The sequence below is a fragment of the Pseudomonas sp. TNT2022 ID642 genome (assembly GCF_028656995.1).
Taxonomy (GTDB): domain Bacteria; phylum Pseudomonadota; class Gammaproteobacteria; order Pseudomonadales; family Pseudomonadaceae; genus Aquipseudomonas.
Window position 1 is genome coordinate 263,956 of the sequence record NZ_JAMDGW010000007.1, and the last position, 22,683, is coordinate 286,638.

The 22,683-nt window shown below is 60.1% G+C and carries 24 protein-coding genes and 1 pseudogene; 17 read left to right on the forward strand and 8 right to left on the reverse strand.

Features of this window, described 5'->3' with window-relative positions; all coding sequences use genetic code 11:
* Positions 1-7: 7 nt before the first annotated feature.
* Positions 8-304 carry a hypothetical protein gene (locus M5G26_RS07025; RefSeq protein WP_038368500.1) on the reverse strand — a complete coding sequence of 99 codons (297 nt, stop codon included), beginning with the start codon at positions 302-304 and terminating at the stop codon, positions 8-10.
* 78 nt (positions 305-382) lie between these two features.
* On the reverse strand, positions 383-781 hold the full coding sequence (locus M5G26_RS07030; RefSeq protein WP_273914834.1) for a hypothetical protein: 399 nt from the start codon (positions 779-781) through the stop codon (positions 383-385).
* A 14-nt stretch (positions 782-795) separates the two neighbouring features.
* Here M5G26_RS07030 and M5G26_RS07035 point away from each other — a divergent pair, with 14 nt between their 5' ends.
* A complete protein-coding gene (locus M5G26_RS07035) occupies positions 796-1,065 on the forward strand; it encodes a DUF2790 domain-containing protein (protein WP_273914835.1) in 270 nt (89 codons plus the stop codon).
* Between the two features lie 89 nt (positions 1,066-1,154).
* Positions 1,155-1,553, forward strand: coding sequence for a hypothetical protein (locus tag M5G26_RS07040; protein WP_026000451.1), 399 nt, complete (start codon positions 1,155-1,157; stop codon positions 1,551-1,553).
* Here M5G26_RS07040 and M5G26_RS07045 read toward each other — a convergent pair.
* Positions 1,550-1,819 (reverse strand): DUF1652 domain-containing protein, encoded by a 270-nt coding sequence (locus M5G26_RS07045; RefSeq protein WP_007912157.1) that lies wholly within the window; start codon positions 1,817-1,819, stop codon positions 1,550-1,552. The genes M5G26_RS07040 and M5G26_RS07045 overlap by 4 nt on opposite strands.
* Positions 1,820-2,186: 367 nt before the next feature.
* Here M5G26_RS07045 and eco point away from each other — a divergent pair, with 367 nt between their 5' ends.
* Both eco and M5G26_RS07055 read left to right on the forward strand, forming a co-directional pair.
* Positions 2,187-2,672, forward strand: coding sequence for a serine protease inhibitor ecotin (gene eco / locus M5G26_RS07050; protein ID WP_122599955.1), 486 nt, complete (start codon positions 2,187-2,189; stop codon positions 2,670-2,672).
* Between the two features lie 21 nt (positions 2,673-2,693).
* Positions 2,694-2,999: an NIPSNAP family protein gene (locus M5G26_RS07055; RefSeq protein ID WP_064362707.1), complete on the forward strand. Its 306-nt coding sequence runs from the start codon at positions 2,694-2,696 to the stop codon at positions 2,997-2,999.
* Positions 3,000-3,023: 24 nt separating this feature from the next.
* On the opposite strand, the pseudogene ilvA reads toward M5G26_RS07055, so the two are convergent.
* Positions 3,024-4,025: pseudogene (gene ilvA / locus M5G26_RS07060) on the reverse strand (threonine ammonia-lyase, biosynthetic); the annotation flags it as partial.
* 360 nt (positions 4,026-4,385) lie between these two features.
* On the opposite strand from ilvA, the gene M5G26_RS07065 reads away from it, so the two are divergent.
* Positions 4,386-4,724: a DUF2834 domain-containing protein gene (locus M5G26_RS07065; RefSeq protein ID WP_273914836.1), complete on the forward strand. Its 339-nt coding sequence runs from the start codon at positions 4,386-4,388 to the stop codon at positions 4,722-4,724.
* A 218-nt stretch (positions 4,725-4,942) separates the two neighbouring features.
* Complete coding sequence (locus M5G26_RS07070; RefSeq protein WP_134177391.1) at positions 4,943-5,422, forward strand: hypothetical protein; 480 nt, start codon at positions 4,943-4,945, stop codon at positions 5,420-5,422.
* Positions 5,423-5,462: 40 nt separating this feature from the next.
* On the opposite strand, the gene M5G26_RS07075 is transcribed toward M5G26_RS07070, so the two are convergent.
* The gene (locus M5G26_RS07075; protein ID WP_273914837.1) at positions 5,463-6,236 is read right to left on the reverse strand and encodes a class I SAM-dependent methyltransferase; all 774 of its coding nucleotides are present in this window, start codon (positions 6,234-6,236) and stop codon (positions 5,463-5,465) included.
* Between the two features lie 159 nt (positions 6,237-6,395).
* Between M5G26_RS07075 and M5G26_RS07080 the strand changes: the two genes are divergently transcribed.
* The 3 genes from M5G26_RS07080 to M5G26_RS07090 all read left to right on the forward strand — a co-directional run bounded on the left by M5G26_RS07080 (position 6,396) and on the right by M5G26_RS07090 (position 8,236).
* Positions 6,396-6,929, forward strand: a complete 534-nt coding sequence (locus tag M5G26_RS07080; RefSeq protein WP_150692351.1) for a tetratricopeptide repeat protein — start codon at positions 6,396-6,398, stop codon at positions 6,927-6,929.
* 63 nt (positions 6,930-6,992) lie between these two features.
* A complete protein-coding gene (locus tag M5G26_RS07085) occupies positions 6,993-7,478 on the forward strand; it encodes a sigma-70 family RNA polymerase sigma factor (protein ID WP_401042478.1) in 486 nt (161 codons plus the stop codon).
* On the forward strand, positions 7,475-8,236 hold the full coding sequence (locus M5G26_RS07090) for a transcriptional regulator (protein ID WP_273914839.1): 762 nt from the start codon (positions 7,475-7,477) through the stop codon (positions 8,234-8,236). The genes M5G26_RS07085 and M5G26_RS07090 overlap by 4 nt, the downstream gene beginning before the upstream one ends.
* A gap of 245 nt (positions 8,237-8,481) precedes the next feature.
* On the opposite strand, the gene M5G26_RS07095 is transcribed toward M5G26_RS07090, so the two are convergent.
* Both M5G26_RS07095 and M5G26_RS07100 read right to left on the reverse strand, forming a co-directional pair.
* Positions 8,482-9,783 carry an ATP-binding protein gene (locus tag M5G26_RS07095; RefSeq protein WP_134177386.1) on the reverse strand — a complete coding sequence of 434 codons (1,302 nt, stop codon included), beginning with the start codon at positions 9,781-9,783 and terminating at the stop codon, positions 8,482-8,484.
* A 4-nt stretch (positions 9,784-9,787) separates the two neighbouring features.
* Entirely contained in the window at positions 9,788-10,489 is a 702-nt protein-coding gene (locus M5G26_RS07100) for a response regulator transcription factor (RefSeq protein ID WP_007912171.1), read from the reverse strand.
* A 266-nt stretch (positions 10,490-10,755) separates the two neighbouring features.
* On the opposite strand from M5G26_RS07100, the gene M5G26_RS07105 reads away from it, so the two are divergent.
* The 8 genes from M5G26_RS07105 (at position 10,756) to M5G26_RS07140 (ending at position 21,320) form a co-directional block, all read left to right on the forward strand.
* Positions 10,756-11,913 (forward strand): efflux RND transporter periplasmic adaptor subunit, encoded by a 1,158-nt coding sequence (locus M5G26_RS07105; RefSeq protein WP_134177385.1) that lies wholly within the window; start codon positions 10,756-10,758, stop codon positions 11,911-11,913.
* Positions 11,914-11,928: 15 nt separating this feature from the next.
* On the forward strand, positions 11,929-15,027 hold the full coding sequence (locus tag M5G26_RS07110) for an efflux RND transporter permease subunit (protein ID WP_273914840.1): 3,099 nt from the start codon (positions 11,929-11,931) through the stop codon (positions 15,025-15,027).
* Between the two features lie 140 nt (positions 15,028-15,167).
* Positions 15,168-15,809: a DUF1345 domain-containing protein gene (locus M5G26_RS07115; RefSeq protein ID WP_007912177.1), complete on the forward strand. Its 642-nt coding sequence runs from the start codon at positions 15,168-15,170 to the stop codon at positions 15,807-15,809.
* Positions 15,810-15,950: 141 nt separating this feature from the next.
* Positions 15,951-16,979 carry a LacI family DNA-binding transcriptional regulator gene (locus M5G26_RS07120; protein WP_273914841.1) on the forward strand — a complete coding sequence of 343 codons (1,029 nt, stop codon included), beginning with the start codon at positions 15,951-15,953 and terminating at the stop codon, positions 16,977-16,979.
* Positions 16,980-17,153: 174 nt separating this feature from the next.
* Complete coding sequence (locus tag M5G26_RS07125) at positions 17,154-17,936, forward strand: sugar phosphate isomerase/epimerase family protein (RefSeq protein ID WP_273914842.1); 783 nt, start codon at positions 17,154-17,156, stop codon at positions 17,934-17,936.
* Positions 17,929-18,972, forward strand: a complete 1,044-nt coding sequence (locus M5G26_RS07130) for a sugar kinase (RefSeq protein WP_273914843.1) — start codon at positions 17,929-17,931, stop codon at positions 18,970-18,972. Before M5G26_RS07125 ends, M5G26_RS07130 begins: the two co-directional genes overlap by 8 nt.
* 58 nt (positions 18,973-19,030) lie before the next feature.
* Positions 19,031-20,329 (forward strand): MFS transporter, encoded by a 1,299-nt coding sequence (locus tag M5G26_RS07135; protein ID WP_095120916.1) that lies wholly within the window; start codon positions 19,031-19,033, stop codon positions 20,327-20,329.
* A 13-nt stretch (positions 20,330-20,342) separates the two neighbouring features.
* Positions 20,343-21,320 (forward strand): 2-hydroxyacid dehydrogenase, encoded by a 978-nt coding sequence (locus M5G26_RS07140; protein ID WP_273914844.1) that lies wholly within the window; start codon positions 20,343-20,345, stop codon positions 21,318-21,320.
* 143 nt (positions 21,321-21,463) lie between these two features.
* Here the strand turns inward: M5G26_RS07140 and M5G26_RS07145 are convergent, their stop codons facing one another.
* Complete coding sequence (locus M5G26_RS07145; protein WP_273914845.1) at positions 21,464-22,651, reverse strand: pyridoxal phosphate-dependent aminotransferase; 1,188 nt, start codon at positions 22,649-22,651, stop codon at positions 21,464-21,466.
* Positions 22,652-22,683 lie beyond the last annotated feature (32 nt).

The window sequence follows — 22,683 nt, forward strand, 5'->3', positions numbered from 1 at the left end:
GGTGAACTCAAGCAGGCGCTTTCCAGTTCAACATCTGCTGCTGTGCGACCTGCAGCAAATCATTGCCATCCTGCGTCAGCAGGTAAAGCGCATGGGTAATGTGTGGAATGTCTTGCACGTCGGCGTGCTTGAAGCACAGGCAATGCAGGGTTTCGAGCAGGTCGGCGGCGGCGCGGATGCGCTGGACGGCGGCTTCGAGGATGTCTTTCGGGTTGGCTTGGGTGTCGATGAGCAGTGTCGGCGTTTCGGTGACGTTGCTGCTGAGGGGGAGATAGCGGTTTTGTAGCAGTTTGATTATTGGCATATTGATTACTCGATTGTTTCAAAAGTAACCGCCGACACCGTGACCAAACGATGGGAGGCGGACCGTGTACAGGCTTGGTCAACCGAGAACAATCAACTCAGCTCGCCCGAAGGCGTCCTGCACACGGCCGCCACAGCTATGCACTTCACGGTCAAAGAACTCCGCGGTGCAAATGATGGCACATATGCAATCGATTATTCCCGGGTGACCAAACCCGAACCACTGATTTTGCAGCGGCAACCGACAATAACCGCCCCGCTCCAGCCGCCGAAAGCAGACAAGGCACCAGCCTTTGTAGGAATTCGCCAAACCTTCCTGAGAAAACCGCCGCACTCCCTGACAGCCGGCGTTCAGCTCGGTTAACCATCCCTTAACGCCGTGGTCAAAAACTCTACTGAACCGCACGCCCTCAGCCATTCTGGCTGTTGCCCAGTGCGGCAGGTTCGGGTGAATCACGCCGAACGCTAGAACCGTCACTCGGGAGTCCTTTCATGAACATTCGTCCTTTATTGCTCACCGCCGCCCTCGCCTGCACCGCGTTTGCCGGGCTGGCCCAGGCCAACGACACTTCTGCCACGTCCAAAGCCGTGCCGTATCAGTACGGCATGCCGCTGCATGTGGCCAAAGTGGTGTCGTTGACCGAGCCACCAACGCAACTGTGCAAAGTGGTCACGGCCAACATGAAGTACATCGACAATGCCGGTAAGCCTGAAGAAATCAGCTACCGGAAATTGTCTGACGCGTGCAACTTCCAGAACTGACAGAAACGTCTGATTTGCGGGTTTGCGGTAGGCGTGGGGAGTTTCGGCGGTTATGCTCGGAGCCCTCCTCACTGCCGCAAGGATTCGCCATGCAGTTGTCGTTTCGCACGTTGTCGGGCTTCACGTGTTCGTTGTGTTTTTTGCTGGCGCTGGCCTGGGGCGTTTTCCCGGAGAGGCTGCTGGCGATCTGGAGCATCGAGTATTCCGACGCTGCCGGGTTTGTCGCGCGGCGCAGTGCGGTGCTGTTTGCGGCGTTGGGGGTGATGTTTTATCTGGTGCGCAATGCGCCGCCGTCGCTGGGGCGCAATGCGCTGAGCAACGGGTTTATCGTCGGTTGTTTTGGTTTGGCGGTGTTGGGGTTTGCGGAATGGCTGAACGGTCATGCCGGCCCCGGGATTTTGCTCGCGGTGCTGGTCGAGTTCGCGCTGGGCCTTGGTTTTGTGCAGGCCCGGCGCGTGACGGTCGAACTGGGTGAAACGGTGCGTTAGACGACTCTGGAGCGTGGGCTGTAGTGATGTTGCACAGTTTGCTGGTTCAGATCCGAGCGCAGCCCGGCGATCAGTTCGTTGATTTCACGACAGCCATTGAGGTGGCTGGCGTCGATGCCACTGACCAGCAGATCGACTTGATCGGTCTGGTGATCGCCGAAGACCTTGACGGTCATCGACAAGTCCGGCGACAGCGTGCACTGGCAGCGTTTCGGCAAAAAACTGCTTTCAATGATATTGCGTAGTTCCAAGGCAGACAGAAACATGGCGAAACCCTCTCCTTACTGTGAGATGCCAATCAAGTATTCACGCTGACCGTTGCTGCCCCTGCACGGGTGTGTCCCCGCTGTTTCCCTGGTGCGACAAGCGGTGGTACTGCGAAATGCCCATTGGAGTGTAGGCGCCCAAGGCCGGTGCGCCGCACTGAAAAGACGCATAAAGCGTGCCTTTCATCGGTTCATTTTCACCCTCATGAAATCAAGCACTTGGCGGCGGTGCCAGTATTTGGCTACTTGCAAATTGCAAGAATGGCCTCGGCGGGTACTGCAATTTGCAACTCGACGCTGGTTTGCAATCACGGCCCATGACGGTAAGAATGCCCGTTATCCACCCTACACCCGCACGGAGGCTTCCATGGGTTCTTTCCGCGTCTACGCGACCACCGGGCTGTTCATCGCCAGCCTGTCCACCCTCGCCCACGCCGCCAAACTTGAAGACGTCGCGCCGTTCCCGAAGGCTGAAGCCGGGTTCACCCGCCAGGTTATTCACTTGCCCAAGCAAGAACAGGAAGAGAACTTCCAGGTGGAAATCCTCGCTGGCAAAACTCTTGAAGTGGACTGCAATCGTCAGCGTTTGGGCGGTGTTCTCGATGAGAAGAATCTTGAAGGCTGGGGTTATCCGTTCTATCGACTGGAAAAAGTCATCGGGCCGATGAGCACGATGATGGCCTGCCCGCCCGGCAGCCAGAAGAAGCGCGCGTTCGTGCCGGTCGTCGGTGACGGTTTCATGCTGCGGTACAACAGCAAGTTGCCGGTCGTGGTGTATGCGCCGTCGGACGTCGAGGTGCGTTATCGCATCTGGTCGGCGTCGGACAAAGTCGGTACAGCCCTGCAGGAATAACCCGAACAAGGAGTGCGTTGCTTGATTACCTGCCACGTCCGATACGTCATTGATCCGTACCAACTGCCTGAGTTCGAGGCCTACGCCAAGGCCTGGCTCGGCATCGTCGAGCGCTTGGGCGGCACGCATCACGGCTACTTTTTGCCATCCGAAGGCGCGAGCAACATCGCTTATTGCCTGTTCAGTTTTCCGTCACTGGCGGATTACGAAAGCTATCGGCACATCGCGATGACCGATCCGGAAAGCACCGCACTGGTGGCCAGCCTGGTCGAGAAGAAGTTCATCGTCAGCTATGAGCGCAGCTTTCTGCGCCCTCTGCTGCCGTAAGCCGCTTCACGCCGAGACGCCGCACAACGCGGCGCGCTCGGCGACATGGCGCAGGCTGTCGAAGTTGATATTGGCGCCCGAGTCGATCGCCACAAATGTCTGCTCTTTCGCCCCGGTTCTCGCTACGTATTGCTTGATCCCGGCCACGGCCAAGGCACCGGAAGGTTCGGTGATCGAGCGGGTATCGTCGTAGATATTCTTGATCGCTGCGCAGAGGTCGTCGTTGCTGACGGTGATCACCTCGTCGACGCAAAAGCGGCAGACCTCAAATCCGAACGCGCCGATCTGCGCTACCGCCACGCCATCGGCGAAGGTGCCGACATTGGGCAGCACGACGCGCTGATCGGCTTCCAGCGCGGCCTTCAGGCACGCTGAATGTTCCGATTCAACGCCGATGATCCGCACTTCCGGGCGCAGGTATTTGACATAGGCCGCGATGCCGGCGATCAGACCACCGCCGCCCACCGGGATAAAAATCGCATCCAGCGCACCTTGATGCTGACGAAGAATTTCCATTGCCACGGTGCCCTGGCCGGCGATCACTTCCGGGTCATCGAATGGAGACACGAAGGTGCGCCCGGTCTGTTCCGCCAGTTGCAGCGCGTGGGCCAGTGCGAACGGAAAACTTTCGCCGTGCAGCAACGCTTCAGCGCCGCGACTGCGCACACCCAGCACTTTCAGTTCCGGCGTTGTCGCTGGCATGACGATGGTCGCCGCAATCCCGAGTTCGCGCGCTGCCAACGCCACACCTTGCGCGTGATTACCGGCCGATGCGGTGATTACTCCGCGCGCCTTTTGCTCGTCACTGAGTTGCACCAGTTTGTTGTAGGCGCCACGGATCTTGAAGGAGAACGTCGGTTGCAGGTCTTCGCGCTTGAGCAGAATCCGGTTGCCCAACGCCTCCGACAGCGCCGGTGCCGCTTGCAAAGGCGTGCGCACCGCGAGGTCGTACACTGGCGCGGCGAGGATCTTTTTTACGTAGTGCTCAAGCAGGGTTTGCTGATCGTATGTGTAACTCATGAACATCTCCTTGGCAGAATTCACACGGTCCCTGTAGGAGCTGCCGGAGGCTGCGATCTTTTGACTTTGGTTTTTCTAAATCAAAAACAAGATCAAAAGATCGCAGCCTCCGGCAGCTCCTACATGAGCCACATTTCAAAAACCCCGGAGACAGAAAGTAAAAACCCGCCTCTAGGGCGGGTTGGGTGCTGCAGTCGTGAGCTAGCCCGCCAAATGAGGAATGGCGGTAATAATAATTGGCTGGCAACGCGATACAGTCGAAGTCATGGGCTGGAAATTAGCCTGCGCGGTGCTGGCAAGTCAATGGCCAATTTTGCACGGCGGCGTTAGTCTGGCGACTCTCTCATCACACCAAGGAAGGATTGCATGATGTCTATCGCCCTGCCCCTCACAGCTTTGCTCGCGTTTAGCGGTTATACCGTTTCGGTGATGCTCCAGGCTGAACAGTCGTTGATCGACTTTGGCATCAGCCTGATGTCGCGCCCCGACACCGCGCAGGTGGTGATTGATCTGTATCTGCTGGCGACTCTGGCCGGCGTATGGATGGTCAAAGATGCCCGGTCGCGTGGGCAGTCGGTCTGGTCGGTGCTGCCGTATTTGTTGCTGACGGCGGTGTTTGTGTCGGTCGGGCCGTTGTTGTATCTGGTCGTGCGTGGGGTTCGCGAGCGCAACAGGAAAGCGGTGGATCTGGCTCGGGTGGGTTGATCCGGGTTATCGGATGCCGGGGAGATTGACTTCGCGAGCAGGCTCGCTCCCACAGGGGGCGGTGTCAGTAAGGGCTAGGTGTAGCTCGTTCAAGAATGCCTCATCAACCTCGATGTCAACTGTCAACTCTGACAGTTATGCGGCACATCCTGATGCAGTAACTTGAGTCCTCACCGGGAGCTTGCTCCCACTGAGTTCAGACATCAGGAGCATTGGCGATGAGTGATTTCGAGAAAAACACTACAGGGGAATTTACTGCGGAGACGGAAGCAGGTGGGCGCCCGCTGTTCAACGCGAGCAAGGTGCGTCTGACCGAAGGTTACTTCCCTGATCAGGGGCCTTATTGGCAAGGCCTTGGTGAGCAGGTCATCTCTGAATCCCCTCGCCTTCAATATGCATGGCTGAGTGTCTACGTCCCTGTAAACGCCAGCACTGGCGATCATATTCTTAAGGTGGACGAGCGTGATTATCGAGCGAGCTATGCGTTTGGTGACCAGGTTGATTTGACATCGTACTTTTCAACGACAGGCAAGATGACTCTAACGGTTGTCCCGTCAGTCGATGATCCCCGACTGGAAGGGACTATCGAGTTTGTCGGTAAAACCGAATCGGGAGAGAAGACCGTTGACGTTAAGAAAGGCGTGTTCAAATTCAGCGGTTTGACAACTCGCCTGTCCGGAACCCCGGACAACACATAACGCATTCGGGCAGCCGAACGCCTCTCACAGCGCGGCTTCCTCACCCCTGCCTCACCGCGACATACGCAGCCGTTTCATACGGCACCGTCAGCACATCTCTGCCACGCAACTCCGGCTCTGCGGCAATCAATGCGCGAATCTGCTCATCAACCTTCGCCCGCTGCGCCTCCGGCAGCGCGGCGATGAAACTGGTCGAGCGCACGCGGTTGAAGATCACGTCTTCCGGCGAGCCAGTATGGCCGTGGTGAAACCGTTCAACCTGCAATGGCGCGAACGCCGGGTGCGGAAAGGCCTCGCGCCAGGCGCCGGTGTAGTAACGCGGCGTGTCGCCCTCCAGCGCGTTGACGATGGCGTCCAGTTTCGGCACCCAACTGACCTGGGTGTCGCGCAGGTTCCAGATCAGCCCCAACTTGCCACCGGGCTTGAGCACCCGAGCGATTTCCGTCAGCGCTTCGGTACTGGCGAACCAGTGAAACGCTTGCGCGCAAATCACCACATCCACTGAAGCATCCGGCAACGGCAGGTCGGTCGCGGTGCCGCTCACGGCCAGCACATCGGGCCAGGCGTCAGAGAGTTTTTCCAGCATCTGCGCCACCGGTTCCACGGCGATCACCTGAGCGCCGGTGGCCACCAGCCGCCCGGTGAACTTGCCGGTGCCGGCGCCCAGATCGATCACGGTCTTGTGTCCATTCAGGCCCAGCGTCGCGGTCAACCATTGACTGACTTGCGGCGGATAGTCCGGCCGCCCTTTGACGTAGGTGTCGGCAGCGGTTTTAAAGCCGGCAGCGGCTGAGTGGTGGACGTGGTCGGTCATGGCAACGCTCCTTACGGCAAAACATCGGATCGACGGCAGACGCTGACGAGCATAGCGCTTGAATTTACGCTGAACTTGAACAGTCACTGATAAAGCAATGAATAAAAATTCACGCTGTGGTGTTCAAAGTGAACCATAACCCCCTGTGGAGCCTTGCCCATGACTATCCGTTCCGTTATGTTCGCCGCCCCGTTGCTGCTGGTCGCGGCGATGGCCAGCCATTTGGCCTTGGCCAATGGCGATGAAGACGCGCCGGTGCAGAAGCCCGAATGCCCGAAAGGCCAGGTCTGGGACAGCAAAACGCAGAAGTGCGTGCTGCAAACCAGCAGCCTGTTACCGGACGCTGACCGTACCGATTACGCCTATCGCCTGGCCAAGGCCGGTCGCTACGAAGAAGCCCTGGCACTGCTCGATACACTGAAACAACCGAACACCGCCAAGGCCCTCAACTATCGCGGTTACGCCACGCGCAAACTGGGGCGCACTGACGAAGGCATCGGTTATTACCTGCAATCGGTGAAGCTCGATCCGCAGTACGCGCAAGTACGCGAATACCTCGGCGAGGCCTATGTGATCAAAGGTCGCGTCGACCTGGCGCAGGAGCAGTTGCAGCAGATCCAATCGATTTGCGGCACGGCCTGCGAGGAATACCAGGACCTGGCCGAAGCCATCAACGATTCATCGAAAACCTGAGCACTTATAAGGGCCGCCATCATCTTCAACGATCAGGCATTCAGAGCAGAACTCGGACAGCATCTGGCGCGATTGTGGCGCTACGGTTTGCTGCTGTCGCGCAATCGGCACGTGGCCGAGGACCTGGTGCAGGCAACGTGTGTGCGGGCACTGGAACGCGCCAATCAGTACATCGCCGGCACGCGCATGGATCGCTGGTTGCTGAGTATTCTGCATTCGATCTGGGTCAATGAAGTGCGCGCTCGTCGCGTGCGTCAGGGCGCGGGTCAGGTGGATGCCGATGGCCAACTGGCGTTCGACGGTGAGTATGCCGCGCAGACGCATGTGATGGCCGCGCAAGTGATCCGCCGCGTCGACGCGCTGCCCGAGACCCAGCGCGAAACCGTGTATCTGGCGTATGTCGAAGGCCTGTCCTACCGCGAAGTCGCTGAAATCCTGCAAGTGCCGATCGGCACGGTGATGAGTCGTCTGGCTACCGCCCGCCTCAAACTCGCCGAATACCCACCGTTGCAGGCAGTGCCGAAACCCACCGAAGGAGACCGATCATGAACACACCTTCGGATGAGCAACTGGTCGCCTACCTGGACGGCGAACTCGACGGTGAATATCGCGATCAACTCGACAATGCGATTGCCGAAAACTCGCTGCTGAGTCTGCGCGTGCAATGGCTCGGCCGCAGCAATCTGCCGTACAGGAAAGCCTATGACGAACTGGCGCAACAGGCGCCGCTCGATCGCCTGCAAGCGCGGCTGGATGCCATTCCAGCGCCGCAGCGTCCGGGCTTCAACCGACGCTGGTTTATCGGTGGTGCCGCCGCTGCGCTGTTGGCCGGAGGTGCTTTGGCCGACCGGTTATTTCTCGGCTGGCATGCCGCGCAATCGAACAACTGGCGCGCCTTGGTAGGCGATTACATGGCCCTGTATGTGCCGCAGACGCTCGATCATCTGCCCAGCGACGACGCCTCCCAACGCGCGCAACTGCGCACGATTGATGCGCGCCTGGGCCTGAACCTTTCGCCAGCGACTTTGAAGCTGCCGGGTGCCGAGTTCAAACGGGCACAAATGCTTGAGTACGACGGCGTGCCCATTGCGCAGATCGTTTATCTGGATGCCAAACATGGGCCATTGGCGCTGTGCGTGACCCGTTCGAACAGCGGCAGTCAGCCGCTGGCGCACGAGCGTCGGCATGAGATGAATGTGGTGTATTGGACCGAGCGCGAGCATGCGTGGATGTTGATCGGCCGTAACTCGGCGGCAGAACTTGAGCAACATGCGGGGCTGCTGCGTTCACAACGGCTGAAAGTGTAAGAACGCAGTAGGCCTTCGCCGTCTCTAAATCACGGACAACCAGCGCTGAAGATGGCGACTGATCCAGCGCTTTCGCGGGCAAGCCCGCTCCCACAGAGGCTTCGGGTGTTCATAGATTCTATGTGCGCCCCAAAAACCACTGTAGGAGTGAGCCTGCTCGCGATGGCGGTGTGTCAGGTCAAGCAAGTTTGACTGACACATCGCCATCGCGAGAAGGCTCACTCCTACATGGAGTTCTTCGCAGGTTAGACGGTGGTGGGCAACCACAACCGGAATCGTGCCCCGCCCAGCGGCGAGGACTCTACGGTCAACGTGCCACCCTGTGCTTCCAATGCGCGACGGCTGATCGCCAGCCCCAATCCAAACCCACCGGTAGCCCGATCACGACTGCGATCCAGTCGATAGAACGGCTCGAAAATTCGCTCCCGCTCGTCATCGGGAATACCGATGCCGTCATCATCGACCCAGATCTCACAGCCCTCGGCATTGACCTGCACACCAATCTGAATGCGCTTTTCGCAATAGCGCATGGCGTTGCGCAGCAGATTCTGGATCGCCCGTGCGGTCAGGCGTGGATCGAGCGAGAAGCGTTCGAGCTGACCGTGCAGCAATACGTCGATAACGATCTCCGGCGACTCCAGTTCTTCATCGACACTACCCAGAATGCTGTCGATAAACTCGTCCAGCGACACCTCGACCTGCTCCGGCAGTTGCGCCGGATTCTGCAAGCGGCTGTAGGAAAGCAACTCCAGCACCAACTCATCCAGCTCACGAATGTGCGCGACCAGTCCCAGCAAGCGCTCGCGGCTGGCACTCGGCAAGTCATCGGACAGGGCCAAAGCCAGGCCGAAATCCAGACGCGTCAGCGGCGTACGCAGTTCGTGGGACACGGCGTTGAGCAGATCACGTTGTTGATTGAGCAGGTTTTCGATATCACCGGCCATGGTGTCGAAGACATTGGCGAGGCTGCCGATATTGGAACTCGGGGCGATTTCCGTGCGTTCGCTCAAATGACCCTTTCCGAAGCGTTCGGCGGTGCCTTTGAGCCGTTCCAGATCACGCCAGTGCGGGCGCAGCCACATCAGCAGGCAGGCGAGCAGGCTCGCGCCGATCAGTACGTTAATGCTCCAGTACAACAGATTGACGTCCATCGGGTCCGGCGGCACGACCATTTGCACGGCCGAGATGTCATCCAGCGGCGTCACCGCCAGCGTGCGCCAGCCCCAATCGCCGATACGCACGACGTTTTCACCACGACGCAGGCGCTCCTGCTCGATGGCGGTGAACTCGGCATCGTCGATCCGCGCCAGGACGATGTGCAGCGGCTGGAAATCCTTGTCCATCGACGCCGCCAGCGCCGGCCACTGCTCTTGCGGCACGGCATGAAACTGGCGGGTGATCAGCGATTGCAGACCGCGCGAATAATCGAGGTTGTAAGTAACGAAGCGATCCTTGAACAGCATGACGATCAGGTCAGGCACCAAATAGATCGCCGCGCTGTACGAGATGATCGTCACCAGATACAGGCGAAACAGGATGCGAAACATCAGCTCAGCATTCCCACTCGGAGCGGCTGAACAGATAGCCCTTGCCCCACACGGTCTTGATCTTGCGCGCCTCGCCGGCGTGGTCGTCGAACTTGCGGCGCAACTTGGAGATCGCCACGTCCACCGAGCGGTCGGTGCCGTTGAATTCGATCCCGCGCAGACGCTGCAGGATCTGGTCGCGGCTCAACACTTCGCCGGCATGTCGGGCCAGCACCACGAGCAAGTTGTACTCGCCACTGGACAACTCGACCGGTTGGTCGCGCCAGGTGACGGTGCGCTCGGACAGGTCGATGCACAGATTGCCCATGAGGATGCGGTCATTGGCGGTCAACGGTTCGCCGAGGCTGCTGCGGCGCAACAAGGTGCGTACCCGTGCAAGCAACACGCGCGGTTCGCAAGGTTTGGTGACGTAATCGTCGGCGCCCATTTCCAGGCCCAGCACCTGATCGTGGCTGTCGTCTCGAGCCGTCAGCATCAGGATCGGCAACGTCGCCGAATCGGCACGCAACAAACGGCAGACCTGCAGGCCGTCGAGGCCCGGCAGCATCAGGTCGAGGATCACCAGATCGGGCGGATTGACCCGCGCTCGCTCACGCACGTGGTCGCCACGGCCGATCACGCTGACGGAATAACCGTTGCGCTCCAGGTAGCTGGAAATCAGTTCGGCGAGGGCGGTGTCGTCTTCGACCAGGAGGATGTTGGGCATGGGGTGATCCAGAAAGTGCTGTGGCGACCGATACGGCCCATTCGCGAGCAGGCTCGCTCCCATACTGGGAATGCGATTCCTTGTGGGAGCGAGCCTGCTCGCGAAAGCTATCTATCTGTCGCAATAAATTTCAAGACCTGAAGGATATACGCCCTCGCCCATCCCTGAGTAAAACCCTTACACAATTTCACACAGCGCCTACAAAGCTTCACCGCTAATCTCGGCGTCTGCCCGTAGGATGCGGACATCAATATTGGGGGTTGTACATGTCGAACAAACTGCTGGCCGGGCTCGGCCTGATCGCGATGGCGCTGACGCTGAGCGCCTGTGATTCGTCCTCGAAGGCAGAGGATCAGACGCCACCGGCCACGGTGCGCATCGAGACAATCGAAGCGCATCCCCTGACGATCAGCAGCGAACTCAGCGGCCGCATCGCCGCGCCACGGATTGCCGAAGTACGGGCACGGGTGGCCGGCGTGGTCTTGCAGCGCACCTTCCGCGAAGGCAGCGACGTGAAAAAGGGTGACGTACTGTTCCGCATCGATCCGGCGCCGTTCAAGGCTGACCTCGACAGCGCCGAAGCCGCGCTGCGCAAGGCCGAAGCCAATGCGTTCCAGGCCAAACTGCAAGAGCAGCGCTACGCCCAGTTGATCGATGACCAAGCCATTAGCGGCCAGGACTACGACAACGCCCGCGCCAATGCCCGGCAAACCGCCGCTGACGTTGCGGCCAACAAGGCTGCCGTCGAACGCGCCAAACTGAACCTCGGTTACGCCACCGTCACCGCGCCGATTTCCGGGCGTGTCGGTCGTGCACTGGTCACCGAAGGCGCACTGGTCGGGCAGAACGAAACCACACCGCTGGCGCTGATCCAGCAGCTCAACCCGATTCACGCCGACCTCACCCAGTCGACCCGTGAACTCAACGAGTTGCGCCGCGCATTCCGCTCCGGGCAACTGCAGGAAGTCGGTCAGGATCAGGTCAAAGCCACGCTGATTCAGGATGACGGCAGCCTTTATCCGCTGCCGGGCAAATTACTGTTCAGCGACATCACGGTCGACCCGGGCACTGGCCAGATCATCCTGCGCAGCGAATTCCCCAACCCGGATCTCGACTTGCTACCGGGCAGTTTCATCCGCGTGCGTCTGGAGCAGGCCACCATCCAGAACGGCATCACCGTGCCGCAGCGTGCCGTGCAGCGCGACAGCGCCGGCATTGCTCAGGTGCTGACCGTCGATGAGCAGATGCGTGTCGCCGAACAACCGGTACAACTCGGCGCGGTGCAGAACAATCGCTGGATCGTCACCGGCGGCCTCAAGCCCGGCGACCGCATCGTCATCGAAGGCCTGCAACACGCCCGTCCCGGCGAAACCGTGCAGATCGACGACACCCCTCTTCCACTTGCCCAGACCTCTGGTCAGTAAGCAGGACGCTTTTCTATGCCGCAGTTCTTTATCGACCGCCCGGTGTTTGCCTGGGTCGTCGCATTGTTCATCCTGTTGGCCGGTGCGCTGGCAATCCCGCAGTTGCCGGTGGCGCAATACCCCGACGTCGCCCCGCCGCAGATCGAAATCTACGCCGTGTATCCCGGCGCCTCGGCGCAGACCGTCGATGAAAGCGTGGTCAGCCTGATCGAGGAAGAGCTCAACGGCGCCGATCACTTGCTGTACTTCGAATCGCAAAGCAGCCTTGGCAGCGCGACGATCAAAGCCACGTTCCAGCCGGGCACCAACCCGGAGCTGGCGCAGGTCGACGTGCAGAACCGCCTCAAGGTGGTCGAGTCGCGCCTGCCGCAAGCGGTCAATCAGCAAGGTTTGCAGGTCGAAAAAGTCTCGTCCGGTTTCCTCTTGCTGATCACCCTGACGTCCAGCGACGGCAAGCTCGATGACGTGGCGCTCAGTGATTATCTGGCGCGCAACGTGATGAACGAGATCAAACGTCTGGAGGGCGTCGGCAAGGCGCAGTTGTATGGCGCCGAGCGGGCCATGCGCATCTGGATTGATCCGCAGAAGCTGATCGCGTTCAACCTGACACCGGCTGACGTCAATGAAGCCATCGTCGCGCAGAACGCTCAGGTCTCCGCCGGCAGCATCGGCGATCTGCCCAATCCATCCAGCCAGGAAATCACCGCCACCATTCTGGTAAAAGGTCAGTTGTCGACGCCGCAAGAGTTCGCCGACATTGTGCTCAAGGCCAATCGCGACGGCTCCACTGTGCGCATCGGTGATGTCGCTCGGGTCGAGATCGGCAGTCAGGAATATCAGTTCGGCACGCGCCTCAACGGCAAACCGTCGACCGCTGTCGGCGTGCAGTTGTCGCCGGGCGCCAACGCGCTGAACACCGCGACCCTGGTGCGGGCGAAGATGGATGAGCTGTCGCGTTACTTCCCGGCGGGCGTGGAATACAAGATTCCTTACGATACTTCGCCATTCGTCAAAGTCTCGATCACCAAAGTGATTTACACCTTGGGCGAAGCGATGCTGCTGGTGTTCGCGGTGATGTTCCTGTTCCTGCAGAACGTGCGCTACACGCTGATCCCGACACTGGTGGTGCCGGTGGCTTTGATGGGCACATTCGCAACCATGCTCGCGCTGGGTTTCTCGATCAACGTGCTGACCATGTTCGGCATGGTGCTGGCCATCGGCATTCTGGTCGACGACGCGATTGTCGTGGTCGAGAACGTCGAGCGGATCATGGCCACCGAGGGTCTGTCGCCCAAGGAAGCCACACGCAAGGCCATGACGCAGATCACCGGCGCAATCATCGGCATCACCCTGGTGCTGGTCGCGGTGTTCATTCCGATGGCGTTCATGCAAGGTTCGGTCGGGGTGATTTACCAGCAGTTCTCGCTGTCGATGGCGACGTCGATTCTGTTCTCGGCGTTCCTCGCCCTGACCCTGACGCCGGCACTGTGCGCGACACTGCTCAAGCCGATTGCCAAAGGCGAGCATCACGAGAAATCCGGGTTCTTCGGCTGGTTCAACCGCCGCTTCGAGCGCCTGACCGATCGTTATCAGGGCTGGGTCGGCTATGCGTTGAAACGCAGCGGCCGTTACCTGCTGATTTACGTTGTGCTGTTGGTAGGACTGGGGCTGTGCTTCGCGCGTCTGCCCTCCTCGTTCCTGCCGGTGGAAGATCAGGGCTACACCATCACTGACATTCAACTGCCGCCCGGTGCGACCAAGAATCGTACGGTGGCCGTGGCTGAACAGCTTGAGGCGCATAACGCCGGCGAGCCTGGGATCAGTGACACGGTGGTGATTCTCGGATTCAGCTTCTCCGGTAGCGGCCAGAACGCGGCACTGACGTTCTCGACACTGAAGGACTGGTCGCAGCGCGGCAGTGATGACTCCGCCAGCTCGATTGCCGATCGCGCCAATATCGCCCTGAGTGAGATCAAGGACGCCATGGCGTTCTCGGTACTGCCACCGCCCGTGGATGGCCTCGGCACGTCGAGCGGTTTCGAGTTCCGTTTGCAGGATCGCGGCGGCCTCGGCCATGCGACCTTGATGCAGGCGCGCACCGAATTGCTCGCGGCAGCCGAAAAAAGTCCGGTGCTGATGAACGTGCGCGAAAGCGCGCTGGCCGAAGCGCCGCAGGTGCAATTGGTGGTCGACCGCAAGCAGGCGAATGCCTTGGGCGTCTCGTTTGCCGACATCGGTAACGTGCTGTCCACCGCTGTGGGCTCCAGCTACATCAACGACTTTCCCAATCAGGGGCGCATGCAGCGCGTGGTCGTGCAAGCCGAAGGTGATCAGCGCAGCCAGGTGGCCGATCTGTTGAAAATGCATGTGCGCAACAACGCCGGGCATATGGTGCCGCTGTCAGCGTTCGTGCAGGCCAACTGGATTCAGGGCCCGGCGCAGTTGACCCGTTACAACGGCTATCCGGCGATCGCGATTTCCGGTGAACCGTCAGCAGGGCACAGTACCGGTGAGGCCATGGCGGAAATCGAACGTCTGGTGGCGCAGGGGCCGAAAGGCCTGGGCCAGGAATGGACCGGTCTGTCGTTGCAGGAACGCTTGTCCGGCAATCAGGCGCCGATCCTGCTCGGTCTGTCGCTGCTGGTGGTGTTCTTGTGTCTGGCGGCGCTGTACGAGAGCTGGTCGATTCCGACTTCGGTGTTGCTGGTGGTGCCCCTGGGCGTACTCGGCGCGGTGTTGGCGGTGACGTTGCGCGGCATGCCCAACGATGTGTTCTTCAAGGTTGGCCTGATCACCATCATCGGTCTGTCGGCGAAGAACGCGATCCTGATCATTGAGTTCGCCAAGAGCCTGTACGACGAAGGTCACGATCTGATCGATGCGACGTTGCAGGCAGCACGCCTGCGTCTGCGGCCGATTGTAATGACCTCGCTGGCATTCATTCTCGGTGTGGTGCCACTGGCCATTGCCACCGGCGCCAGTTCGGCGAGTCAGCAAGCAATCGGCACTGGCGTGATCGGCGGGATGATCACCGCGACGCTGGCAGTCATCTTCGTCCCGGTGTTCTTCGTCGTCGTCATGAAACTCGTACAACGATTCACCAAACCCCACTGATCCAACTGTAGGAGCTGCCGCAGGCTGCGATCTTTTGACTTTGCTTTTAGAAGATCAAAAGATCGCAGCCTGCGGCAGCTCCTACAAAAGCAGGGTTGCGTACGCTATGGTGCAGAGATAGTTCACCAACGTGAGTCCCCATGCGCTTCCTCGCCCGCACCCACCCTCGCCTGTCTGCCGCCGCCCTGCTCGGCCTTGCCACCGGTCTCCTGGTCCCCGCCGATTCCATCGTCAGCAAAATCCTCATCGGCTGGAACGCTGGCGTCTGGACTTACCTGATCCTGATGTTCTGGCTGACCGTGCGCGCCAAGGCTCCGGACGTCAAACGCATCGCTGAAGTCGAAGACGAAAATGCCGGTCTGGTGCTGTTCGTGGTGTGCATCGCCGCGCTGGCGAGTCTGGCGACCATCACCTTCGAACTGGCTGGCAGCAAGGACCTGGAAACCACGCGCAAACTGCTGCACTACGGTTTCACCGCGCTGACGGTGATTGGTTCGTGGCTGCTGATCGGGGTGATTTTCTGCGTGCACTACGCCAGGTTGTATTACACCTGGAATGGCAAAGAGCCGGCGCTGCGCTTCGCCGAAGGACTGACCACCCCCAACTATTGGGACTTCTTGTACTTCTCCTTCACCATCGGCGTGGCCGTACAGACTGCAGATGTCGGCGTGGCCACCCGCGATATCCGCAAAATCGTCTTGGCGCAATCGTTGATCGGATTCGTGTTCAACACCGCAATTCTGGGATTTTCGATCAACATCGCTGCCGGTTTGTTCGGCTGACGGAGCCCCGCCCGTCGGCAGCCCGTTGATGGCAGGTGATCATTTACTTGACGGAAGATTTGTTTTTGGTGTTTCCTGAAACCGGTTTCAGCGCTGCTTGCAGACATTGAACCTATAAATCCAATAACAAGGTTTCAGACCGTGAACGACTTCTCCGCCGCCCAGCGCAGCCGCGTGACCATGCTTGATGTCGCCGAACGCGCTGGCGTATCCAAAGCCAGCGTCTCGCGCTTCATCGGCGATGACCGCGCCCTGCTCTCCGATGCCATTGCCCTGCGTATCGAGCAGGCAATTGGCGAACTCGGCTACCGCCCAAACCAGATGGCTCGCGGCCTGAAACGCGGTCGCACACGCCTGATCGGCATGCTGGTGGCCGATATCCGTAACCCTTATTCGATTGCCGTGATGCACGGGGTGGAAACCGCCTGCCGTGCGCACGGCTACAGCTTGGTGGTGTGCAACACCGACCGCGATGACGAGCAGGAACGTCAACATCTGGCGCTGCTGCGCTCGTACAACATCGAAGGGCTGATCGTGAACACGCTGGGCCATCATCGTGACGAGTTGCATGAGTTGCGCCGCGAGATGCCGCTGGTGCTGGTGGATCGCAAGGTCGCCGGGCTCGACAGCGACATGGTCGGGCTGAACAACCCGCAAGCCGTGGAGATGGCGCTTACGCATCTGCAGCAACGAGGCTATCGGGATCTGGTGCTGGTGACAGAACCGTATGACGGCACCAGTTCGCGGATCGAGCGGGTCAGCAGTTTTCAAGCGCAGATTGCCCAGCGTTCGGCCCTGACCGGGGCGGTGCTGGAAACCGGCGATGGTCTGGGCGCGCAACTTCAAACCTTTCTGAACACCCCCGGTAATGGCCCGAAAGCGCTGTTTTGCGCCAATGGCGTGGCGGCGTTGGCTGCCACGACGGCGTTGCGAGCGATGGGCTCGCGGTTGTTCGAGGATGTCGGGCTGATTGCCCTGGATGATCTGGATTGGTATCCGTTGGTGGGCAGCGGGATTACCGCGCTGGCTCAGCCGACGGCAGAGATTGGTGCGCGGGCGTTTGAGTGTCTGCTCAAGCGCTTGCGTGGGGATGATGAGGTGGCGCGGGTGGTGGATTTTGCGCCGGTGCTGATTGAGCGTGGGTCGACCCGTGAGGTTGGCGGCGTCTGATATGACGCTATCGCTGGCAAGCCAGCTCCCACAGGTTTAGAGGTGTACCAAGCCTTGTGTACGACCCGAACACTGTGGGAGCTGGCTTGCCAGCGATGAGGCCCAAAAGGACAACACAGAACCACCTGATATTTTTTTGAACAAAAATGAAACCGGTTTCAGAGGTCAATAACAATGAATAAACCCGCCGTTTCCATCAGTCTTTCCAGCTACGGCGCCGAGCTTGTGCGCCAGCGCGGGCAAGCTTCTTTTATCGATGTTCTGGCTGCGGCCGGTGCCAATCGCATCGAGTGGCGTGAAGAATTGCTGACGCGAGAAGACCCTGCGCAACTGGCCGAGGCCACTCAGGCGCAGGGCCTGCAAAGCATCTATTCCTCGCCCACCGAACTGTGGCTGGCCGGTCAGGCACAGCCCAACCCCGAGTTGATCACCGCGCTGCAACAGGCCGAAGCGTTCGGTTCGAAATGGCTGAAAGTCTCCCTCGGCTACTTTACCGACACCAACGACCTGCAAGCCCTGGCCGAACGTTTGAAGCACAGCCCGGTGCAGTTGCTGGTGGAAAACGACCAGACCTTGCACGGCGGACGCATCGAACCGTTTCAGCGCTTCTTCGCTGCCGTCGAGCAGCACAACCTGCCGATCAGGATGACTTTCGACATCGGCAACTGGCAGTGGCAGGACCAGTCCGCCGCCAGCGCCGCGCGTTTACTCGGCCGGCATGTCGGATATGTACATTGCAAAGCCGTGGCCCGTCGCGCCGACGGCAAACTGGTGGCGGTGCCGCCGGCGGTCAGTGACCTGCATCTGTGGGAACAACTGCTGCGGCACATGGCCCAAGGCGTTATGCGCGCGGCCGAATACCCGTTGCAGGGCGATGATCTGGTGCAGTTGACCACCGAGCACGTCGCCGCCCTCGCCCGCCTCGGCCAATCCCGTCTGGAGCCTGCTCATGTCTGAGATCGATATTCTCTCGTTCGGCGAAACCATGGCGATGCTGGTCGCCGAGCAGACCGGTGATCTGGCGGCCGTCGAGCACTTTCACAAGCGCATCGCCGGGGCCGACAGCAACGTGGCAATCGGGCTGTCTCGCCTGGGTTTCAACGTCGCGTGGCTGAGTCGGGTCGGCAATGATTCGCTCGGGCGTTTTGTAGTCGAGACCTTGATCAAGGAAGGTCTGGATTGCAGCCACGTCGACGTCGATAAACAGCACCCGACCGGTTTCCAGTTCAAATCGCGCAACGACGATGGTAGCGACCCGCAGGTCGAGTATTTCCGGCGCGGTTCGGCGGCCAGTCATTTGTCGCCGCAGTCGATTACGACCCATCTGCTGAGCGCTCGCCATCTGCATGCGACTGGCATTCCTCCGGCGCTCTCGGCCTCGACGCGGGAGATGTCCTTTGAACTGATGACACGCATGCGCAATGCCGGGCGCAGCGTATCCTTCGACCCCAATCTGCGCCCGAGCCTGTGGGCCAGCGAGCGCGAAATGATCACCGAGATCAACCGCCTCGCCGCCCTCGCCCATTGGGTGCTGCCGGGGTTGAGCGAAGGTCGTTTGCTGACTGGTTTTGATGATCCGGCAGACATTGCGGCGTTTTATCTCGATCAGGGTGCCGAAGCCGTGGCGATCAAGCTTGGGCCGGAGGGTGCTTATTACCGAACGCATCTGGCGTCTGGATTTGTCGCCGGTGTGCCGGTGGCCAATGTCGTCGACACGGTCGGTGCCGGTGACGGCTTTGCGGTGGGGATGATCAGTGCCCTGCTGGAGCATCAGGGTTTTGCCGAGGCGGTGCAGCGTGCGAACTGGATTGGCAGTCGCGCGGTGCAGAGTCGGGGGGATATGGAAGGCCTTCCGACCCGGGCTGAACTCTTCAGCGAATTTGAGGCCGCCATCGCTGGCAAGCCAGCTCCCACAAGGGTTGATGTTGGCAATGCAATCTTTGACATACCCGAGATCCCTGTGGGAGCTGGCTTGCCAGCGATGAGGCCCTGACAGGCAACCGATTCATTGAACCTGCTGCGACAAAAACAACAAGCTCAGGAGCAACACCATGAAAACCGCAACCCTCGCCACCCGCCGCTGGTGGTACATCATGCCGATCGTGTTCATCACCTACAGCCTGGCGTATCTCGATCGCGCCAACTACGGTTTCGCCGCCGCGTCGGGCATGGCCGAAGACCTGATGATCACCCCAGGCCTGTCGTCGCTGCTCGGTGCGCTGTTCTTCCTCGGTTATTTTTTCTTCCAGGTACCCGGTGCGATCTACGCGCAAAAACACAGCGTGAAGAAACTGATTTTCGTCAGCCTGATCCTCTGGGGCGGCCTCGCGACGTTGACCGGAGTGGTCTCCAACGCCTATTGGCTGATCGTCATCCGCTTCATGCTCGGCGTGGTCGAAGCCGCTGTCATGCCAGCCATGCTGGTGTATCTGTGCCACTGGTTCACCCGTGCCGAACGCTCGCGGGCCAACACGTTTCTGATCCTCGGCAACCCGGTGACCATGCTGTGGATGTCAGTGGTTTCGGGTTATCTGGTGCAGCATTTCAGCTGGCGCTGGATGTTCATCATCGAAGGTTTGCCGGCGGTGCTCTGGGCGTTTATCTGGTGGCGTCTGGCCGATGATCGTCCGTCCGAGGCCAAGTGGCTAAACGACCAGGAAAAGCAGGATCTGGAAAGCGCACTGGCGGCCGAACAGGTCGGGATCAAAGCGGTGAAGAATTACGCCGAGGCCTTCCGTTCGCCGAAGGTGATCATTCTCGCGCTGCAGTTTTTCTGCTGGAGCATCGGCGTTTACGGCTTTGTGCTGTGGCTGCCGTCGATCCTCAAGGCTGGCGCGCAAATGGACATGATCGAGGCCGGCTGGCTGTCGGCGCTGCCGTATCTGGCGGCGGTGATCGGCATGCTTGTGGTGTCGTGGGGCTCGGACAAGTTGCAGAAGCGCAAACGCTTCGTCTGGCCGCCGCTGCTGATCGCGTCCATCGCGTTTTACGGCTCCTACGCACTGGGTGCCGAACACTTCTGGTGGTCGTACACGCTGCTGGTGATTGCCGGCGCGTGCATGTACGCACCTTACGGGCCGTTCTTTGCCATCGTCCCGGAGATTCTTCCGGCCAACGTCGCCGGCGGCGCGATGGCGTTGATCAACAGCATGGGCGCACTCGGCTCGTTCGGCGGCTCGTACCTGGTCGGTTACCTGAACAGCTCCACCGGCTCGCCCGGCGCTTCGTACCTGCTGATGAGCGGCGCGTTGCTGCTGTCGGTGGTCCTGACAATTTTTCTCAAGCCCGGCGCCAGTGATCGCGTCGTCGCCAAAGCCGTCGCCACGCGTGCCGTGCCGGCGCATTCCTGAAGAGACTTTTGCCATGAAAAAACAGGTCGTGTTGTACAAGAAACTTTCGCCCGCGCTGATGGCGCGCTTGCAAGAACAGTGCGAAGTGACGCTGATCAACAGCCTCGACGCCGACGGTCTGATGCAACTGCGCGATGCCCTGCCCCGCGCCCACGGTTTGCTCGGCGCCAGCCTGAAACTCGATGCGGCGTTGCTTGATCTCGCGCCGCAACTGGAGGCGATTGCCAGCGTTTCGGTGGGCGTCGATAACTACGACATCGATTACCTGACCCGGCGCAAGATCCTGCTGAGCAACACCCCGGACGTACTTACCGAAACCACCGCCGACACCGGCTTCGCCCTGATCCTCGCCGCCGCGCGGCGTGTGGTGGAACTGGCGAACATGGTGCGCAGCGGCCAGTGGAACCGCAATATCGGTCCGGCGCATTTCGGCACTGATGTGCATGGCAAGACGTTGGGAATTATCGGCATGGGCCGTATCGGCGAGGCGTTGGCGCAGCGTGGACATTTCGGTTTCGGCATGCCGGTGATCTATCACAGCCAGTCGCGCAAACCGGCGGTCGAGGCGCGATTCGATGCGCAATATCGCAGCCTCGAAGATCTGCTCAAGCAGGCCGATTTCATTTGCCTGACCTTGCCGCTGACGGCGCAGACCGAAGGCTTGATCGGCGCCGAGCAGTTCGCGCTGATGCGTCCGGAAAGCATCTTCATCAATATTTCGCGGGGCAAAGTGGTTGATGAGGCCGCGATGATCGATGCGCTGCGTCATCAGCGGATTCGTGCGGCGGGGCTGGATGTGTTTGAGCGTGAGCCGTTGAATCATGATTCGCCGCTGTTGCAGCTGAATAATGTGGTGGCGACGCCGCACATGGGCTCGGCAACGCATGAAACGCGCGAGGCGATGGCGCGGTGTGCGGTGGAGAATCTGTTGGCGGCGCTGAAGGGAGAGAAGCCGGCGAATCTGGTAAACCCATCAGCCTGGCAGGGCTGAGATCCTCATTGCCTGATCTGGCCTCATCGCTGGCAAGCCAGCTCCCACAGGTTTCTCGAGCGGACACAAATATCATGTCCACCTCAAATCACTGTGGGAGCGGGCTTGCCAGCGATGGGGCCAGTGCGGGCAACACAAAACCATCAGGCACTGCGCGCCTGTAACAGCTGCGCCGCACACAGCGCAATCCGCGCACAGGCAACCGCCAGTTTCACCCGATCCAGCACCAGACCAATACGGATGTGCCCCGCCGCACTCGGCCCGAACGCCTCGCCGGCCAGCACCGACACGCCATAACCCTCCAGCAGCTGCTCAGCAAACGCCTGGGCGCCGAGACCGGTCTGGCGCACATCAACCATTACAAACATGCCGCCATCCGGGCGAATCGGGTACAACCCCGGACATCCGTGCAAACGCTCGCAGACCAGATCCCGGCGCAGGCGATATTCCTCACGCATTTGCGTCACTTCCGGCAGGTCTGACTGCAACGCAATCTCTGCCGCTTTCTGCACAAAATCCGGCAACCCGAACAACATGCTCAACGACAAATTGACCAAATGCTCGGCCAGCGATTTCGGCCCGATCATCCAGCCGATGCGCCAGCCGGTCATGGCGTGGGATTTCGACAGGCTGTTGATCGTCGCCGTGCGTTCGGCCATACCCGGCAAACTGGCCGGGCTGACGTGCTGACCTTCATAAAGCAAATCGCTGTAGACCTCGTCGCTGATCAGCCACAAATCATGGCGGATGCACAGCGCCGCCAGTTCCTGCCAAATCAACAGTGACAGGCTGGCGCCGCTGGGGTTGTTCGGACTGTTGAGCAGCATGGCGCGGGTTTTCGGCGTGATGCGCGCAGCGACATCGACCGGGTCGACACGAAAACCGTTTTCCGGGCGCACCGGAACCGGCACCACCGTCGCGCCGCACGCGCCAAACACGCCTTCGTAGGTGACATACATCGGTTCGGCGACGATCACTTCATCGCCCGGATCCAGCAGACATTGCGCCACCGAATACACCGCGCATTGCGCGCCAGGCATGACGATCACGTGGTCGGCATCCACCGCTTGCCCGCTGCGCCGACGATGGCGTTCGGCAATCAGCTTGCGCAGCGCCAAACGACCTCGCACTTCGGAATAATGGGTATCGCCGGCCAACAAACTGTCGATCGCGCCGTGGACAATTGGCAGCGGTGTATCGAAATCCGGATCGCCCACGCTCAGCAGCAGGATATCGACACCCTCGGCGCGCAACTCCAGCGCTCGGTCGTGAATCTGCCAGGCGGCTGCTCCTTCGCCGGCGATTCGTTGGGTCAAGGCTGAATAGCGCATGTACGTCTCCTGATTGCGCGGTCTCCAGCCTT

What these genes read in the sequence shown, in the direction of transcription:
- M5G26_RS07025 (WP_038368500.1), bottom strand. Translation starts at nt 304, where the DNA reads ATGCCAATAATCAAACTGCTACAAAACCGCTATCTCCCCCTCAGCAGC.
- M5G26_RS07035 (WP_273914835.1), top strand. Translation starts at nt 796, where the DNA reads ATGAACATTCGTCCTTTATTGCTCACCGCCGCCCTCGCCTGCACCGCG.
- M5G26_RS07040 (WP_026000451.1), top strand. Translation starts at nt 1,155, where the DNA reads ATGCAGTTGTCGTTTCGCACGTTGTCGGGCTTCACGTGTTCGTTGTGT.
- M5G26_RS07045 (WP_007912157.1), bottom strand. Translation starts at nt 1,819, where the DNA reads ATGTTTCTGTCTGCCTTGGAACTACGCAATATCATTGAAAGCAGTTTT.
- eco (WP_122599955.1), top strand. Translation starts at nt 2,187, where the DNA reads ATGGGTTCTTTCCGCGTCTACGCGACCACCGGGCTGTTCATCGCCAGC.
- M5G26_RS07065 (WP_273914836.1), top strand. Translation starts at nt 4,386, where the DNA reads ATGATGTCTATCGCCCTGCCCCTCACAGCTTTGCTCGCGTTTAGCGGT.
- M5G26_RS07070 (WP_134177391.1), top strand. Translation starts at nt 4,943, where the DNA reads ATGAGTGATTTCGAGAAAAACACTACAGGGGAATTTACTGCGGAGACG.
- M5G26_RS07075 (WP_273914837.1), bottom strand. Translation starts at nt 6,236, where the DNA reads ATGACCGACCACGTCCACCACTCAGCCGCTGCCGGCTTTAAAACCGCT.
- M5G26_RS07080 (WP_150692351.1), top strand. Translation starts at nt 6,396, where the DNA reads ATGACTATCCGTTCCGTTATGTTCGCCGCCCCGTTGCTGCTGGTCGCG.
- M5G26_RS07090 (WP_273914839.1), top strand. Translation starts at nt 7,475, where the DNA reads ATGAACACACCTTCGGATGAGCAACTGGTCGCCTACCTGGACGGCGAA.
- M5G26_RS07095 (WP_134177386.1), bottom strand. Translation starts at nt 9,783, where the DNA reads ATGTTTCGCATCCTGTTTCGCCTGTATCTGGTGACGATCATCTCGTAC.
- M5G26_RS07100 (WP_007912171.1), bottom strand. Translation starts at nt 10,489, where the DNA reads ATGCCCAACATCCTCCTGGTCGAAGACGACACCGCCCTCGCCGAACTG.
- M5G26_RS07105 (WP_134177385.1), top strand. Translation starts at nt 10,756, where the DNA reads ATGTCGAACAAACTGCTGGCCGGGCTCGGCCTGATCGCGATGGCGCTG.
- M5G26_RS07110 (WP_273914840.1), top strand. Translation starts at nt 11,929, where the DNA reads ATGCCGCAGTTCTTTATCGACCGCCCGGTGTTTGCCTGGGTCGTCGCA.
- M5G26_RS07115 (WP_007912177.1), top strand. Translation starts at nt 15,168, where the DNA reads ATGCGCTTCCTCGCCCGCACCCACCCTCGCCTGTCTGCCGCCGCCCTG.
- M5G26_RS07125 (WP_273914842.1), top strand. Translation starts at nt 17,154, where the DNA reads ATGAATAAACCCGCCGTTTCCATCAGTCTTTCCAGCTACGGCGCCGAG.
- M5G26_RS07130 (WP_273914843.1), top strand. Translation starts at nt 17,929, where the DNA reads ATGTCTGAGATCGATATTCTCTCGTTCGGCGAAACCATGGCGATGCTG.
- M5G26_RS07135 (WP_095120916.1), top strand. Translation starts at nt 19,031, where the DNA reads ATGAAAACCGCAACCCTCGCCACCCGCCGCTGGTGGTACATCATGCCG.
- M5G26_RS07140 (WP_273914844.1), top strand. Translation starts at nt 20,343, where the DNA reads ATGAAAAAACAGGTCGTGTTGTACAAGAAACTTTCGCCCGCGCTGATG.
- M5G26_RS07145 (WP_273914845.1), bottom strand. Translation starts at nt 22,651, where the DNA reads ATGCGCTATTCAGCCTTGACCCAACGAATCGCCGGCGAAGGAGCAGCC.